This is a genomic window from Nocardioides sp. ChNu-153 (assembly GCF_030466625.1).
GTDB lineage: Bacteria > Actinomycetota > Actinomycetes > Propionibacteriales > Nocardioidaceae > Nocardioides.
The window spans coordinates 387,878-402,493 of record NZ_JADEVT010000001.1 but is presented as its reverse complement, the minus strand read 5'-3'; the positions used below and the strand labels follow the sequence as shown (position 1 = coordinate 402,493).

General features: G+C 74.2%; 14 protein-coding genes, 1 other RNA gene and 2 pseudogenes. 8 read left to right on the top strand and 9 right to left on the bottom strand.

Annotated features, from left to right (window positions below; translation table 11 throughout):
• Positions 1-14 precede the first annotated feature (14 nt).
• Positions 15-977, top strand: coding sequence for a squalene cyclase (locus INN71_RS01920; protein WP_277497541.1), 963 nt, complete (start codon positions 15-17; stop codon positions 975-977).
• 16 nt (positions 978-993) lie between these two features.
• Here the strand turns inward: INN71_RS01920 and INN71_RS01915 are convergent, their stop codons facing one another.
• Complete coding sequence (locus INN71_RS01915) at positions 994-1,368, bottom strand: PH domain-containing protein (RefSeq protein ID WP_277497542.1); 375 nt, start codon at positions 1,366-1,368, stop codon at positions 994-996.
• On the opposite strand from INN71_RS01915, the pseudogene INN71_RS18080 reads away from it, so the two are divergent.
• The 4 genes and pseudogenes from INN71_RS18080 to INN71_RS01900 form a co-directional block, all read left to right on the top strand.
• A pseudogene (locus INN71_RS18080) lies at positions 1,319-2,518 on the top strand (amidase); the annotation flags it as partial. The gene INN71_RS01915 and the pseudogene INN71_RS18080 sit on opposite strands and share 50 nt — an antisense overlap.
• A 184-nt stretch (positions 2,519-2,702) precedes the next feature.
• A complete protein-coding gene (locus INN71_RS01910) occupies positions 2,703-3,161 on the top strand; it encodes an amidase family protein (protein ID WP_277497543.1) in 459 nt (152 codons plus the stop codon).
• Positions 3,162-3,195: 34 nt separating this feature from the next.
• Positions 3,196-3,675 (top strand): SRPBCC family protein, encoded by a 480-nt coding sequence (locus INN71_RS01905; protein WP_277497544.1) that lies wholly within the window; start codon positions 3,196-3,198, stop codon positions 3,673-3,675.
• Between the two features lie 56 nt (positions 3,676-3,731).
• On the top strand, positions 3,732-4,925 hold the full coding sequence (locus INN71_RS01900) for an FAD/NAD(P)-binding oxidoreductase (protein WP_277497545.1): 1,194 nt from the start codon (positions 3,732-3,734) through the stop codon (positions 4,923-4,925).
• 69 nt (positions 4,926-4,994) lie between these two features.
• Here the strand turns inward: INN71_RS01900 and ssrA are convergent.
• Positions 4,995-5,364: a transfer-messenger RNA gene (gene ssrA, locus INN71_RS01895) on the bottom strand.
• 163 nt (positions 5,365-5,527) lie between these two features.
• Here ssrA and INN71_RS01890 point away from each other — a divergent pair.
• Together INN71_RS01890 and INN71_RS01885 are read left to right on the top strand one after the other, a co-directional pair.
• Complete coding sequence (locus INN71_RS01890; protein WP_277497546.1) at positions 5,528-7,189, top strand: FAD-dependent oxidoreductase; 1,662 nt, start codon at positions 5,528-5,530, stop codon at positions 7,187-7,189.
• A gap of 208 nt (positions 7,190-7,397) precedes the next feature.
• On the top strand, positions 7,398-7,637 hold the full coding sequence (locus INN71_RS01885) for a hypothetical protein (RefSeq protein ID WP_277497547.1): 240 nt from the start codon (positions 7,398-7,400) through the stop codon (positions 7,635-7,637).
• Positions 7,638-7,699: 62 nt separating this feature from the next.
• On the opposite strand, the gene INN71_RS01880 is transcribed toward INN71_RS01885, so the two are convergent.
• From INN71_RS01880 to INN71_RS18075, 7 genes and pseudogenes are all read right to left on the bottom strand, one after another.
• Positions 7,700-8,662 carry an amidohydrolase family protein gene (locus INN71_RS01880; RefSeq protein ID WP_277497548.1) on the bottom strand — a complete coding sequence of 321 codons (963 nt, stop codon included), beginning with the start codon at positions 8,660-8,662 and terminating at the stop codon, positions 7,700-7,702.
• The gene (smpB, locus tag INN71_RS01875) at positions 8,659-9,141 is read right to left on the bottom strand and encodes an SsrA-binding protein SmpB (RefSeq protein ID WP_277497549.1); all 483 of its coding nucleotides are present in this window, start codon (positions 9,139-9,141) and stop codon (positions 8,659-8,661) included. The genes INN71_RS01880 and smpB overlap by 4 nt, the downstream gene beginning before the upstream one ends.
• 65 nt (positions 9,142-9,206) lie before the next feature.
• Positions 9,207-10,568: a M23 family metallopeptidase gene (locus INN71_RS01870; protein WP_277497550.1), complete on the bottom strand. Its 1,362-nt coding sequence runs from the start codon at positions 10,566-10,568 to the stop codon at positions 9,207-9,209.
• A gap of 58 nt (positions 10,569-10,626) precedes the next feature.
• Complete coding sequence (ftsX, locus tag INN71_RS01865) at positions 10,627-11,550, bottom strand: permease-like cell division protein FtsX (RefSeq protein ID WP_277497551.1); 924 nt, start codon at positions 11,548-11,550, stop codon at positions 10,627-10,629.
• Positions 11,551-11,599: 49 nt separating this feature from the next.
• The gene (ftsE, locus tag INN71_RS01860) at positions 11,600-12,289 is read right to left on the bottom strand and encodes a cell division ATP-binding protein FtsE (protein WP_277497552.1); all 690 of its coding nucleotides are present in this window, start codon (positions 12,287-12,289) and stop codon (positions 11,600-11,602) included.
• Positions 12,290-12,299: 10 nt separating this feature from the next.
• A complete protein-coding gene (locus INN71_RS01855; RefSeq protein ID WP_277497553.1) occupies positions 12,300-12,737 on the bottom strand; it encodes a LysR family transcriptional regulator substrate-binding protein in 438 nt (145 codons plus the stop codon).
• A gap of 23 nt (positions 12,738-12,760) precedes the next feature.
• Positions 12,761-13,237 (bottom strand): annotated as a pseudogene (locus INN71_RS18075) (LysR family transcriptional regulator); the annotation flags it as partial.
• Between the two features lie 67 nt (positions 13,238-13,304).
• On the opposite strand from INN71_RS18075, the gene INN71_RS01850 reads away from it, so the two are divergent.
• The gene (locus tag INN71_RS01850; RefSeq protein WP_277497554.1) at positions 13,305-14,615 is read left to right on the top strand and encodes an MFS transporter; all 1,311 of its coding nucleotides are present in this window, start codon (positions 13,305-13,307) and stop codon (positions 14,613-14,615) included.
• Position 14,616 lies beyond the last annotated feature (1 nt).

Sequence of the window (14,616 nt, the reverse complement as noted above, 5' to 3'; positions counted from 1 at the left end):
CTAGCGTCGCGCGCGTGGACACGGGGACCCGGGAGTGGCTGCTCGACCAGGATCCGGCGCTGCGCTGGCAGGTGGAGCGCGACCTCCTCGACGCCCCGGACGAGGTGTGGCGGGCCACCCGGGCACGGGTCACGACCGAGGGGTACGGCGCCCGCCTGCTGGCCCTGCAGGACCCGGACGGCCAGTGGGCCGGCGGCGCCTTCTTCCCCGCCGACTTCTCCGAGCACGCGCCCGACGCCGAGGGCCAGCCGTGGACGGCCACGACGTGGTCGCTCAGCAGCCTGCGCGAGTGGGGCGTCGACGCCTCCCACCTCGCCGGTACGGCGGAGCGCCTCGCCGCGGGCTGCCGCTGGGAGTACGACGACCTCCCCTACTGGGGCGGCGAGGTCGACGTCTGCATCAACTCGTGGACGCTGTCGAACGGGCTGTGGCTGGGCGCGGACGTCGACGGCCTCGTCGACTGGTTCCTCGACCACCGCCTGCCCGACGGCGGCTGGAACTGCTTCTGGGTCGACGGCGCGCGCCGTTCCTCGTTCCACTCGACGCTGAACGCCCTCAAGGGGCTGCTCGACCACGCCGTGCGCACGGGCGACGCCGGACGCACCCGGGAGGCGCGCCGGGCCGGGGAGGAGTACCTGCTCGAGCGCCGCCTCCACCGCCGGCTGTCCACCGGCGAGACAGTGGCGCCGTGGGCGCTGCGTCCGACGTACCCGCCCCGGGCCTACTACGACGTGCTCAACGCGCTCGACCACTTCCGCGCCGCGGCCGCGCACGAGGGCACCCCGCCCGACCCGCGCCTCGCCGAGGCCGTCGCGATCCTGCGCGAGCAGCAGCAGCCCGACGGCCGGTGGCTGCAGGGCCCGCCGCACCGGGGACGCACCTGGTTCCCGGTCGACGTCGACGAGGGCGAGCCGAGCCCGTGGCTGACGCTCCAGGCGCTGCGCGTGCTGCGGTGGTGGGACGCGGAAGCGGGTTGAGCCCGGTCGCGCGGTCTCAGCTCGCCGACAGGACCGCCCACGCGATCAACTTGTCGAGGCGTCGGATGTCGACCTTCTTGTCGAGCTTGATCTTGATGTGACCCGCACGGGTCCACAGCTCGAGCTCCGCATTGAAGTCGAGGAGCTTCCCGGCGTTCTCCGAGGACCACATGTCGATGCGGCTGTAGGGCAGGGAGTAGATCTCCACCTTCTTTCCCGTCAAGCCTTGAGCATCGCGCACGATCAGCCGCTTGCTTGTGAACACCGCGGAGTCACGGAACGTCTTGTACGCCGCGACGGCCTGCTCCCCCTCCACCAGGAGGTCGTTCACATCGTCCGGGATGGGGATCTCCTGGATCAGGGTCCAGTTGGTGATGGTTGTCGTCTCCATGGCGGGCACTGTGGCAGTCGTGGGCGCGTGGCGTGGCGTCTTTCGAGGACTCGGCGACGACGGCGGTGTCGAGATGTCAGCCGTGACGGGCGGACGTCCGTTCGCGGGACGTCATGCGAAGCGTGCCCCTGGGCGCTCGGTCCGCATGACGCCCCACGCCCGGGGTCCTCGTCCGCCGCGGACGTCATGCGCAGGGTGGCGCCGGGGCCCCGATCGGTACGACGTCCGGCGTCGGCCGCTCGCCGCTTCCGGGCCCGCGGCGGCCCCCGATCGTGTTGGATCGGCCCCGTACGGATCGCGCCGTACGCACGCACCGCCGACGGGAGCACCGATGGACTTCGCAGAGTACCGCCGCCACGACGCCACGGGCCTGGCCCGGCTGGTCGCCGAGAAGCAGGTCAGCGCGGCCGAGCTGCTGCAGGTCGCCCGCGAGCGCGCCGCCGAGGTGAACCCGCGGATCAACGCGATCGTGCGGGACGTGCCGTGCGCGGGCGACGAGGAGCGGAGCGGCCCCTTCGCGGGCGTGCCGTTCCTCATCAAGGACCTGGGGCAGGACTACGCGGGTCTGCCCACCTCGAGCGGGTCGCGGTCGTTGCAGTCCGTGCCCGCCGCCGAGCACTCCACCGTCGTCCAGCGCTGGCTCGACGCGGGCCTGGCGATCTTCGGCAAGACCAACCTCCCCGAGTTCGGCGCCAAGGCCATCAGCGAGCCCGACGCCTGGGGCCCGGCGCGCAACCCGTGGGACCTCACCCGCACCCCCGGCGGGTCGTCCGGCGGCTCCGCGGCGGCGGTCGCGGCCGGCATCGTGCCCGCCGCCGGCGCCAACGACGGCGGCGGCTCGACCCGCATCCCCGCCGCGTGCTGCGGCCTCGTCGGTCTCAAGCCGGGCCGCGGGCTCACCCCGCTCGGCCCCGGTGCGGGCGAGATGATGCACGGCGCCGCGGTGCAGGGCGTCGTCACCCGCACCGTCCGCGACAGCGCGGCGCTGCTCGACGTGATGGCCGGCGGCGAGCCGTGGGGCCCGTACCAGCCGAGCCTGCCGTCCGCGCCGTACTCCTCGGTGCTGGGGAAGGACCCCGGCCGCCTGCGCATCGGCGTCCGCGTGCCGTCCGCCATCACCCCCGACCCGCACCCCGAGGCGTACGCCGCGGTGGCCGGCGCCGTGCGCGCGCTCACCGACCTCGGCCACGAGGTGGAGGAGCTGGCGGAGGCGCCGTTCGACGACGCCGCCCTGGCCCGCGAGTTCCTGCTCGCCTGGTTCGTCTACATCGCCTGGGAGGTGCGCGACGCCCAGCAGCGCCCCCGCCACGGCCTTCGAGCGCGACACCCGGATCATGGCGGCGCTCGGCAACGCCACGAGCGGGGTCGACTACCTCGACGCGGTGGAGCGGCGCCACCAGCACGCGCGGCGGCTCTCGACGTACTTCGACACCTACGACCTGCTGCTCACCCCGACCCTGGCCACTCCCCCGCCGAAGGTCGGGGAGTTCGAGCTGCCGGCGGCGCTGCGGGTCGCGGCGGACGCGCTGCTGCGCACGGGTACGGCGCGCCTGCTCACCCGCACGCCGATCGTCGACGACATGGTGCAGAAGAACCTGGGGTGGGTGCCCTACACCCAGCTCGCCAACGTCACGGGCCGCCCGGCGATCTCGCTGCCGCTGCACCAGACGGCGGACGGGCTCCCGCTCGGCGTGCAGCTCGTGGCCCCGCTCGGGGGCGAGACCTTGCTCCTCCAGCTGGCCGCCCAGCTCGAGGAGTCGGTGCCGTGGGCCGACCGGGTCGCGCCCCTGTGAGGTGGTGGTCACCGGTCGGCGGCAGACTCGACCCATGACCGACGCCGCGACCGGATCGCTGACCTTCGCCGACTCGACCGTCATCGCCGCCTCCCCCGAGGCGGTCTACGCGCTCGTCGCCGACGTGACCCGTACGGGCGAGTGGTCGCCCGTGTGCGAGGCCTGCTGGTGGGACGAGGGCGACGGACCCCGCGTCGGCGCGACCTTCACGGGCCGCAACGTGACGCCCGGCCGCACGTGGGAGACGCGCTGCGAGGTGACGGTGGCCGACGAGGGCCGCGCGTTCGGGTGGAGCGTGACGGGCGGCAACGTGCTGTGGACCTACACGATGCGGCCCGTCGAGGGCGGCACCGAGCTGACGGAGTCGTGGGAGTTCACGCCGCAGGGGCAGGCGTTCCTGGCGGCGAAGTTCCCCGAGGACCCCGAGGCGCAGATCGCCGGGCGCGAGCAGGCCGCACGCACCGGCATCCCCGCCACGCTGGCGCGGATGAAGGAGATCCTCGAGCAGCGCTGAGGCCCGCCCCGCGTGCGCCGGTCGGTCAGTTGGAGCCGGCCGGGAGGATCGGCGGCGTGGACCATCACGACGTGACCATCGTCGGGGCCGGCAACGCCGGCATCTCGCTCGCCGCCCGGCTGCGCCGGGAGGGGGTCGCGGACGTCGCGATCGTCGAGCCGCGCACCACCCACCACTACCGGCCGCTGCTCAACTACGTGGGAGCCGGCCGCGCGCCCATGTCGGCGCTCGAGCGGCCCACCCGGGGCCTCGTGCCCGACGGCTGCACCCTGGTCGAGGACCACGTCACCGCGGTCGACCCCGGCGCCGCGGGCGGGCCCACCGTCACCACGGCGGGCGGGCGCACCCTGCGCTCGACCACCCTCGTGCTGTGCCCGGGCCTCGACGAGGACTTCGCCGCCACCCCCGGCCTCGCGGCGGCGTACGACGCCGGCTGGGCCGCCTCGACCTTCGTCGGCGAGGCCGCGCCCCGCGTGTGGCCGGCGCTGCGCGACCTGACCGCGGGCCGGGTGCTCTTCACCGTGCCGCCCGAGCCGGCGCCGTGCGGCCCGACCGCGCTCAAGCCGCTGCTGATGGCGTGCGACCACTGGCGTCGCCGCGGCGTGCTGGGGCGGCTCGAGGTCACGCTGGTGCTGCCGGACGCCTCGCCCGTCGCCGTACCCGAGCCGGACCGCCGACTAGAGGAGGTGCTCACGGGGTACGGCGTGCGCGTGCTGCGCCACGCCCGCGTCGCCCGGCTCGGCGACCGGGCGGTCACCGTCACGACGCCGGGCGGCACCGAGGTCGTCGACGACCTCGCGTTCGCGCACGTAGTGCCGCACTACCGGGCCCCGCGCTGGATCGAGGCCGCCGGGCTGGCCGGAACCACCGCTGCGGGCCTGGCCGCCGTCGACCCACGGACGATGCGCCACCCCGAGCACCGGGACGTGTGGGCGCTCGGCGACTGCGCCGACCTGCGCACCCGGCCCTCCGGCGGGGCGCTGCGCAAGCAGGTCGCCGTGCTCGCCGCCAACATCACCGCGGGTCCCGACGTCGCCGACGCGGACCTGGAGCAGTACGACGGGTACACCGTCATGCCCATCACCACCGACCGGCGGAGGCTGATGCTGGTCGAGATCGACCGGTCGGGGCGCCCCTCGCCCACCGTCCCGTTCCCCGACCTGACCCGCCCGCGCCGGGCCACGTGGCTCGCCGACCGCTACGGGCTGCCGCAGACGTACTTCCGGAGGATCCTGCGCGGGAAGGTCTGAGGCGCGGCACGCGCAGCAACGACGAACGGCCGCCCCGTGCGGGGCGGCCGTTCGTCGTCAGAGGGCTGCTGGTGGAGCTGCGGGGAATCGAACCCCGGTCCTCGAGCGCTGATCCAGGTCTTCTCCGGGTGCAGTCCGCGTTGTCGCTTTTCTCGGCCTCGGCGCTCGCACGGACACGTCGCCGACAGGCTCAGTCAGGAAAGAGTCCCGGCCGCCCCTCCTGACAGGAGACGACCAGCAAGTCCTCTAGATGAGGCCTGGGTCCGGGACGAGGACGGGTGCCCGGTCAGACCCTTCGATCACTGCTCAGGCAGCGAGAGCGAAGTCGTTGCGATTGGTGTTGGCAACTGTGTTTTCCAGCGATCGTTTACGAGATGGCGCTGGCTTCTCGACCCGCTTCTCCTGGAACGAACGTCCCAAGTCGAAACCGATCAGCCCCTCTTGAGTTGTGTTCCACGGACGACGCACCACCGCCGACCCGCTCCGCAGAGCGTACCTCCCCCAACCAGACCGGTGCGAGCGCTATTCCGCCGCCCGGGTCGGCGAGCAGGGCGTCACCTGCTCGTCACCCACGAGGCTCGCCACGGCTCTATGCTCCCGCCGTGCCCACGCTCGCGCCGGTCGTCCTCCTCGTCTCCGAGCACCACCACGGCGTGCTCGCCGACCAGTTCGGTCGCTACGCACGCGAGTACGACGTGCGCACCGCCCGGTCGGCCGCGGAGGCCGTCGAGACCATCCGCGCCGCCCGCGCCGAGGACCGCGCGGTCGCGCTGCTCGTGCACGACGGCGCCCTGCCCGACGCGCACCCGCTCGTCGCGTTCGCCGAGTGGCGCGAGCTGGTGCCGACGGCGCGCCGGCTCGTCGCCTCGCCGTACGAGCGGTTCCTCGACGACAGCGAGACCCTGCGCCACGGCCTGGCGGCCGGCAAGTTCGACGCACACCTCCTGATGCCCCGCGGGGTGCGCGACGAGGAGTTCCACGGCGCGGTCTGCGAGCTGCTGTCGGACTGGGGCTCCACGTCGGTGGCGCCCGAGGTCGACACGGTGCGCATCGTCGGCGACCCCGATGCCACCCTCGAGCGCGCGATCAGCGAGTACACCGGCCGGATGGGCATGCCGACCCTCGTGCACGCCCCCGACAGCCCCGTCGGCGTGGAGCTGACCGCGGAGTTCACGGCCGCCGGCGGCGAGGCGACGTACCCCCTCGTCTCCCTCACGGGCCGGCCCCCGATCGCACCGCGCGACGTGCGCGCCGTCGCGGCCGCGTTCTACGGCCCGCCGCAGCCGGTCGGGTCCACCGACACCGTCGACCTCGTCGTCGTGGGCGCCGGGCCTGCCGGCCTGGCAGCGTCGGTGTACGGCGCGTCCGAGGGCCTCTCGACCGTGGTCGTCGAGGCCGAGGCGATCGGCGGCCAGGCGGGCACGAGCTCGATGATCCGCAACTACCTCGGCTTCCCGCGCGGCGTCTCCGGGATGCGGCTCGCGCAGCGCGCCCGTCTGCAGGCGATGCGGTTCGGGGCGCGGTTCGCCACGGGGTGGGAGGTCACCGCGCTGGAGACCGGGGACGGCGTGCACCGGGTCGTCACCGACGCGGGCACCGTCGAGGCGCGGGCCGTCGTCATCTCCACGGGCGTCGCCTACCGCAGCCTCGGCGTGCCGGCCCTCGAGAACCTCGTCGGCCGGGGCGTGCAGTACGGCTCCGCCACCTCCGTCGCCCGGGAGATGGAGGGGCACGACGTCGTGGTCGTCGGCGGCGGCAACTCCGCGGGCCAGGCCGCGCTGCACCTGGCGCGGTTCGCGCGGTCGGTGACGATCGTCGTACGACGCCCCTCCCTGGCCGAGACGATGTCGCAGTACCTCATCGACGAGATCCGCTGGAACCCGCGCGTCGACGTCGCACCCTGCTCGCAGGTCGTCGACGGCGGCGGCAACGGCCGGCTGGAGTGGCTCGACGTGCACGACACCTCGACCGGGCGCACCACCCGGCGCGAGGCGCACGGCCTCTTCCTGCTCATCGGCGCGGCGCCGCACTGCGGGTGGCTGCCGCCCGAGATCGCCCGTGACGCCCACGGCTTCGTGCTGACCGGCCGCGCCGTGCCCGAGGAGAGCTGGGTCGCCGGGATGCCGCCGGCCGACCTCGCGACGTCCGTGCCCGGCGTCTTCGCCGCCGGCGACGTGCGCGCCGGGTCGATGAAGCGCGTCGCGTCCGCCACCGGCGAGGGCGCGTCGGTCGTCTCGCTGGTGCACGCGCACCTGGCGCCCTGATGTCGAGGCTGTTCTCCCTGGCGAGTCGCGGGAGCGTCGAGGGGTTCCTCGAGCGCTACAGCGCGGACGACGCCCGGCTCGTCGAGAGCTCGGGCCGGACGTTGCTCATGCACGCGCTGCGGAACGACGACCCGCGGCGCGCGTCGCGATCGCGCGCCGGCTGCTGGACGACGGTGCCGATGCGGCCGCCACGATGCCGGACTCCGGGGTGAACGCGCTGCACGTGCTGCTCGGCGTCCTCGACCACGACTTCACCGCGGACGAGTTCGTGGCCGCGAACCCCGCCGCCCAGCCGTTGCCGGAGGCGCTCGTCACGCACGCGACCATCGACTTCGACGCGCACGTGCAGCGCGCGGGAGCGCCGGTGACGACGCTGCGCGACCGGGTGCTCGCCGAGACGAAGGAGGGCAACCCGCTGCGGAGGGCCGCGGAGGCGTCGGCGGGGTAGGCGGGCGTGGTTTCGAGGGCCGCTGGCGCGGCCACCTCGACCACCGGAACAGCGCGGGTGCCTCAGTCGCCGAAGAGCCGCGCGGCGTTGTGCCAGCACACCTTCGCGAGCCAGGCGTCGTCGAGGGCGGCGTGCCGCTCGCGCAACGCCTCCAGCACCTCGACCTGGTGCACGTAGGGGTAGGGGATGTTCGGGAAGTCGGAGCCGAACAGGATCTTGTCGCCCAGCGCCGCGTAGCGCGGCAGCAGCGCGTCGGGCACGTCGCCCGGGTGGCGACAGACGCCAGCCACCTCCCCCACCCTGTTGCTCGTCTCGGCGAAGAAGTGAGTGAACGCCATCGTGGTGTCGAGGTGGACCCGCTCGTAGGTCTCCGCCATCGTCAGGAACTCGTCGTACTCGGGTGCCCCCAGGTGGGCCATGACGAGCGCGAGGCGGGGGTGGCGCGCCAGCACCTCGGCAACCGGGCCGGGGCCGGTGAACGCGGTCGGCACCGGGCCGGAGCCGGCGTGGAGCACGACCGGGGTGCCGGAGGCCTCCAGCACCTCCCACACCGGCGCGAGCAGCGGGTCGCGCACGTCGAAGGCGCCGACCTGCACGTGCACCTTGAACACCTGGACGCCGGCGGCGACCCGGGCCGCGACGTACTCCCCCGCACCCGGCTCGGGGAAGAACGTGGCGCAGTGCAGCGCCTCGGGCACCCGCGCGGCGAACTCGGCCGCCCAGTCGTTGAGGAACTCGGCCATGCCCGGCTTGTGGGGGTAGGGCAGGGCGGTGAAGCGGCGGACGCCGTACGCGCGGAGCCGCTCGACGTTCGCCGCGTCGGTGTCGAGGTAGCGGATCGGCCACTCGCGGCCGATGAGCGGGCCCGCGGACGCGAACACCGCGCGCACCTTCTCGGTGACGCGCGGCGGCAGGAAGTGGGTGTGGACGTCGAACAGGCCGGGGACGCCGAGGCGCTGGAGGACCGCGTGCAGGTGGTCGCGGCGCTCCGCTGGGTCGTCGAGCGGGGGGACGCCCGCGCTCACACCCGGTCCATGCCCTTGAGCTGGCGGCCCAGCGCCTGCTGCTTCTCGCGGTTCGCCTGGCGCTCGGCCAGCGAGTGGCGCTTGTCGTAGGACTTCTTGCCCTTCGCCAGCGCGATCTCGACCTTCGCGCGACCGTCGGAGAAGTAGAGCGACAGCGGCACGATCGTGTAGCCCTTGTTGGCCACCTTCGTGGCGATCTTGTCGATCTCGGCGCGGTGGAGCAGCAGCTTGCGCTTGCGGCGGGCGGCGTGGTTGGTCCACGTGCCCTGCGCGTACTCCGGGATGTGCACCGCGTGCAGCCACACCTCGTCGTGGTCGATGTCGACGAAGCCGTCGACGAGGTTCGCCCGGCCGGCCCGCAGCGCCTTCACCTCGGTGCCCTGCAGGACCATGCCGGCCTCGAAGGTGTCCTCGATGTGGTAGTCGTGCCGCGCCTTGCGGTTCTGCGCGACGAGCTTGCGCCCCTGCTCCTTGGCCATCCGTCCATTCTCCCAGCAACGCGCAACCGGTTTGACCCGGTCGTCACGGGGCCGCGGGCCGCGGATCAGAAGTAGTTCATCGGGTTCGTCGGCGACCCGTTCTTGTAGACCGTGAAGTGCAGGTGGCAGCCGGTCGACCAGCCGGTCGAGCCGACGTACCCCACGAGCTGCCCGCGGCGCACGTCCTGCCCCACGCTCACGACGTACCGCGTGGCGTGGTTGTAGATCGTGGAGACGCCGGCGCCGTTGACGTAGCCGTTGTCGATGATGAGGCGGTTGCCCCACGCCGACTGGAAGTAGCGCTCGACGACCTCGCCGTCGGCAGCCGCGTACATCGGGGTGCCGCAGCCCGCGCCGAAGTCCACGCCGTCGTGCAGCGAGTAGTAGCCGTAGATGGGGTGCACCCGCATGCCGTACGGCGAGGTGACGCGCCCGTTGACGGGGTAGCTGAGGCCGCTGCTGCTGCCCCCGCCACCGCCGCTGCTCGAACCACCACCGCCGCTGGACCCGCCGCCACCGCCGCTGCCCTGGTTGGCGCGCTGGCGGGCGGCCTCGGCCGCGGCGGCCTCGGCGGCGCGCCGGCGCGCGGCCTCCGCGCGCTGGCGCAGGACGGTGCTGATGCGCTGCGACTCGGACTCCAGCGTGGCCAGCTCGGCCCGGTCGGCGTCGCGGGCCGACTGGGCGGCGGCCTCGACCTCGGCGTGGCTGGCGACGAGGGACTGCACCTGGGCCTCGGCCTCGGCGGCCTGCGCCTCCAGCGTGGCCATGCGCTCCAGGTTGGCGGCGGCCTCGGCGCGCTCGTCGGCGACGAGGTCGCGGGCCTCCTGCACCCGGACCTCCTGCACCTCGAGCATGACCTCGGCGGCCCGCAGGTCGTCGTACGCGCGGGCCTCGGTGCCCAGCACCGTGTCGCGCGCCGCCTCGGCCCGGGTGAGGTCGGAGAGGTCCTCGGCGCCGAGCATGGCGCCGAGCGCCTCGAGGTCGGCGTCGGGCGTCATCGACTGGTCGACGATCTGGCGGCCGACGCGGGCGCGCTGACCGACGACGTCGTCACGGCCGCCCTGCAGCTCGGCCTCGGCGGCGGCGAGCTCGACCTCGGCCGCGTTCAGCCGGGTCTGCATCTCGGCGTCGTAGGCCTGCGCCTGCCCCAGCTCGGCACGCGCCGTCGAGAGGCGGGCCTGCGCGGAGGCCAGCTGGGCGGTGGACTCGCGCAGCTGCGCGGTCGCGGCGGCGAGCTGGGCGCTGGACTCGGAGAGGTCGGAGTTCGTCGCGTCGATCTGGCCCTGCACCTGCCCCTGGCGCTCGCGCAGCTCGTCGTCCTCGTCGTCGGCGTACGCGAGGGGTGCGGTCGCGGCACCGGCCGCGACGGCGAGGGACACCGCGATCGCGGCGAGCCGTCGCCGCGACGGCAGGAGGAACTGCTGCATGGGGAAGCCTTTGCCTAGTTCGGGGAAGTGAACCGCACGCGACGGTAGACCACGCAGGTCACACCTTGAGGTATTTCCTCGTCAGCAGGAGTGTCGGCAGCACCGTCAGCAGCGGGCCGAGCAGCGCGATGACGCCGAACGCCACCCACCACTCGCCGAGCCCCACCCACGGCATGAAGTCGAGCGTGGCCGCTGCCCGGTCGTTCACCACGAAGCGCAGCAGGGCTGCCAGCGCCCCGCCGGCGAGCAGCACGCCGAGCAGCGCGGTCACCAGCGCCTCGAGCAGGAACGGCAGGGCGATGTAGAGGGTCGACGCGCCCACCAGCCGCATGATGCCGATCTCCTTGCGGCGCGCGAAGGCCGCCAGGCGGATCGTGTTGCTCACCAGCAGCAGCGCACCGATGACCAGCACCACCGCCGTGGCGATCGAGGCCCACTGCGCGGCCCCGAGGACGTCGAAGACGGGCTCCAGCAGCTCGCGCTGGTCGGTCACGCGTCGTACGCCGTCGAGGGTCGCCACCGCGCTCTCCACCCCGGCCGACTGCTCGGGGTCCTTCAGCGTGATCCAGAGGGACGCGTTGAAGTCCTCGGCCGTGACCGCGGCGTCCTCGCCCTCGATGAGGCGGCTGTCGCCCTGGGCGCGGGCCAGCTCGAGGGTCTTGTCGTAGGCGTCCTGCTGGGTCTCCTCGCGGACGCCGGCCGTCTCCGGGTTCTCCTCGATCGCCCGCAGGATGTCGGCCTTCTGCGCCTCGGTGACCTCGCCGTTGCAGGTGCCCGCGATGTCGGTGGCGTTGCAGAGGTAGACGGTGATCTCGACCTGGCTGCCGAACTGGCGGTCGGCGATGTCGGCCTGCTGCTTGAGCAGCACGCCGACGCCCACCAGCGTCAGGGAGACGAAGAGGGTGAGGATGACGGCGAGGTGCATCGAGACGTTGCGACGCAGGCCCTGCCCGAGCTCGGTGAAGACGTAACGCAGCTGCATGTGGGGGGAATCCGCTCCTGGTTCGGGGTGAGGCCGGGTGGGCTCTGCGTCAGCTCTGGAAGCCGTAGACGCCCTGGGCCTGGTCGCGCACGAGGTGGCCGTTCTCCAGCTCGATCACGCGCTTGCGCATCTGGTCGACGATGCTGTTGTCGTGCGTCGACATCAGCACGGTCGTGCCCGTGCGGTTGATGCGGTCGAGCAGCTTCATGATGCCGACCGAGGTCGACGGGTCGAGGTTGCCGGTCGGCTCGTCGGCGATGAGGATCTTGGGCCGGTTGACGAACGCCCGGGCGATCGCGACCCGCTGCTGCTCGCCGCCCGACAGCTCGTCGGGCATGCGGTCGGCCTTGCCGTCGAGGCCCACGAGCTCGAGCGTCTGCGGCACCAGCTCGGTGATCTGGGCGCGCGGCTTGCCGATCACCTGCAGCGCGAACGCCACGTTCTCCGCGACCGTCTTGTTCTGCAGCAGGCGGAAGTCCTGGAAGACCGTGCCGATCTGGCGGCGGTGCCGCGGGATCTTCCAGCTGGCGAGGCGGTTGATCTCGCGGCCGGCGACGTAGACCCGTCCCTGGGTGGCGCGCAGCTCGCGCAGCACCAGGTAGAGGAACGTCGACTTGCCCGACCCCGAGGAACCCACCAGGAAGACGAACTCGCCCTTCTCGATGTCGAGGGTGACGTCGTCGAGGGCCGGGCGGCCCTGGCCGGGGTAGGTCATGGAGACCTTCTCGAAGCGGATCACCGGAGGGACGTTAGCCCAGGCTCCCCGGGCCCCCGGCGACCACGGGGCGCGTGTTCTCCCCCACGCCGGGCCTGCGTCGGGCCGCCGCCCGGTCCACGAGCTCGTCGCGGAAGGCGGCCGCGGCGGCGGTGAGCGGCGTACCGGCCCGCCACACCACCGACAACCGCCACGGGGGCACGTCGTCGGCCAGCGGGCGGGTCACGCAGCCGTGCGTCGGCACGATCGAGGGCAGCACCGCGACGCCCGTGCCGGCCCGCACGAACGCCACGACCGACGGCAGGTCCCCCGCCTGCACCACGAGCCGCCGCTCCAGCCCTGCGCCCGCCAGGGCGGTCTCGAGCAGCACCCGGTTGGCGTAGCCGGGCAGCGTGTCCACCCACCGCTCCTCCGCGAGCTGCTCGAGGCGTACGACGGACCCGCTCGCCGCCGGGTGCCCCTCCGGCAGCACCGCCAGCGCAGCTCGTCGAGGAGGCGCCCCGCCAGGTCGGCCGGGCGCGGCAGCGCGGAGAAGGCCAGGTCGAGCCGTCCGCGCCGCACGTCCTCGTGCAGCCCCGTCGACCCCGCCGGGGAGGCGACGAGCGTCAGCTCGACGTCGGGGTGACGCTCCTGGAACGCCGACGCCGCGGCGGGCACCTCGAGGGCGTCGAGCGCGGGGAACAGCCCGACCCGCACGCGTCCCCGCAGCCCGGCCGCGGGCTCGCGCGCCTCCGAGCGCAGGCGGGCGAGCGCCGCGAGGGCCTCGCGGGCGGCCGGGACCGCCCGCTCCCCCGCCGCGGTCAGCCGCATGCTGCGCGTCGTGCGCTCGAAGAGCACCGCGCCGAGGTCGCGCTCGAGCGAGCGCAGCGCCGCCGAGACCGTCGACTGGGCGGCGTGCACCCGGGTCGCGGCGCGCGTGACGCTCAGCTCCTCCGCGACCGCGACGAAGACCTCCAGGCTGCGCTCGTCCACCGGGCCAGCCTCGCACTGTTCGGTCGCTCCGCACAGTGCGATCGAAGAACTTCGTTGGACTCGATCAATGCGCGGGCGGACCCTGGAGGCATGGAGCACCCCACCACCCCCGCCCGGCACCCCGGGCAGTCGGCACCGACCGGGCACCGCCGCGGCGCGGTCGTCGTCGCCGTGGCCTTCGCGGTCGGCGGCGTTCGCGACGCTGCCCACGCCGCTCTACGCCGAGTACCGCCGCGCCGAGGGCTTCTCGTCCCTCAGCGTCACCGTCGTCTTCGCGGCCTTCGCGGTCGGCGTGCTGCTGGCGCTCGGACTCGCCGGCCACCTCAGCGACGTGCACGGGCGGCGCAGCCTCCTGCTGGCGGCGGGCGTCGCCCAGGTGCTCTCCGCCGCGGCGTTCGTCGCGACCACCGACCTGGCGGGCGTCCTCGTCGCTCGCGTGCTCTGCGGCGTCGGCGTCGGGCTCCTGGTGCCCACCGCGACCGCGGCGCTCGCCGAGCTGCTCGGGGCCGGCGGGCGGGGAGCGGGCGGGCGGACCGCCGCCTCGACCGTCGTGGTCGCCAACCTCGGCGGGCTGGCGGCCGGCCCGCTCGTGGGCACGGCGCTCCTGGCGGTCACGGGCACCCCGCTGCGCGACCCGTTCCTCGTGCTCGGCGTCGCGCTCGTGCTGGCGACCGCCGCCCTCCTGCTGGTGCCGGAGACGCGGGCACCCGCGCGGCCGCGTCCGCCGTACCGGCCGCAGCGGCTGGCGGTCCCGCCCCACGCGCGGGCCACGTTCTGGTCGCTGGCGCTCGCCTCGTGCGCGGCGTTCTCGGTGCTCGGCAGCTACGCCGCGCTCGCCCCGCGGCTGATGGCCGAGGTCTTCGCGGTCGACTCGGTGCTGCTCGCGAACCTGCCCGTCACCCTGCTCTTCGGCTGCGCCGCGCTCGGCCAGCTGGCCACGGCCTCGTGGTCGACGAGTCGGCGGCTGGCGGGCGCGGCGGTGTTCCTGGGCGGCGGGCTCGCCCTCGTGGCGGCCACCGCGCTGGCCGCGAACCTGCCGGGCGCCCTCGTCGCCGCCGCCGTCGCGGGCACCGGCGTGGGCCTGGCCTTCCGCTCGGCGGTCGCCGGCGTCGTGGCCCTCGCCCCGCCCGAGCGGCGCAGCGGGGTGACGGCGTCGCTGCTGCTCGTGACGTACGCCGGCCTCACCGTGCCCGTCGTCGCCGTGGGGCTGCTCGCCGAGGTCGCGTCGGCCACGACCACCCTCGTCACGCTCGCCGGCGTCGTCGGCACCGTCGTCGTGGTCACGACCGGCGCGGGCGCGCGGGTGCTGTCACGTGCCGAGCAGCACTCGTCGGGGTCGCCCCCCGCGTCCTCCCCCGTCTCGTCCCCCGTGTCCTAGG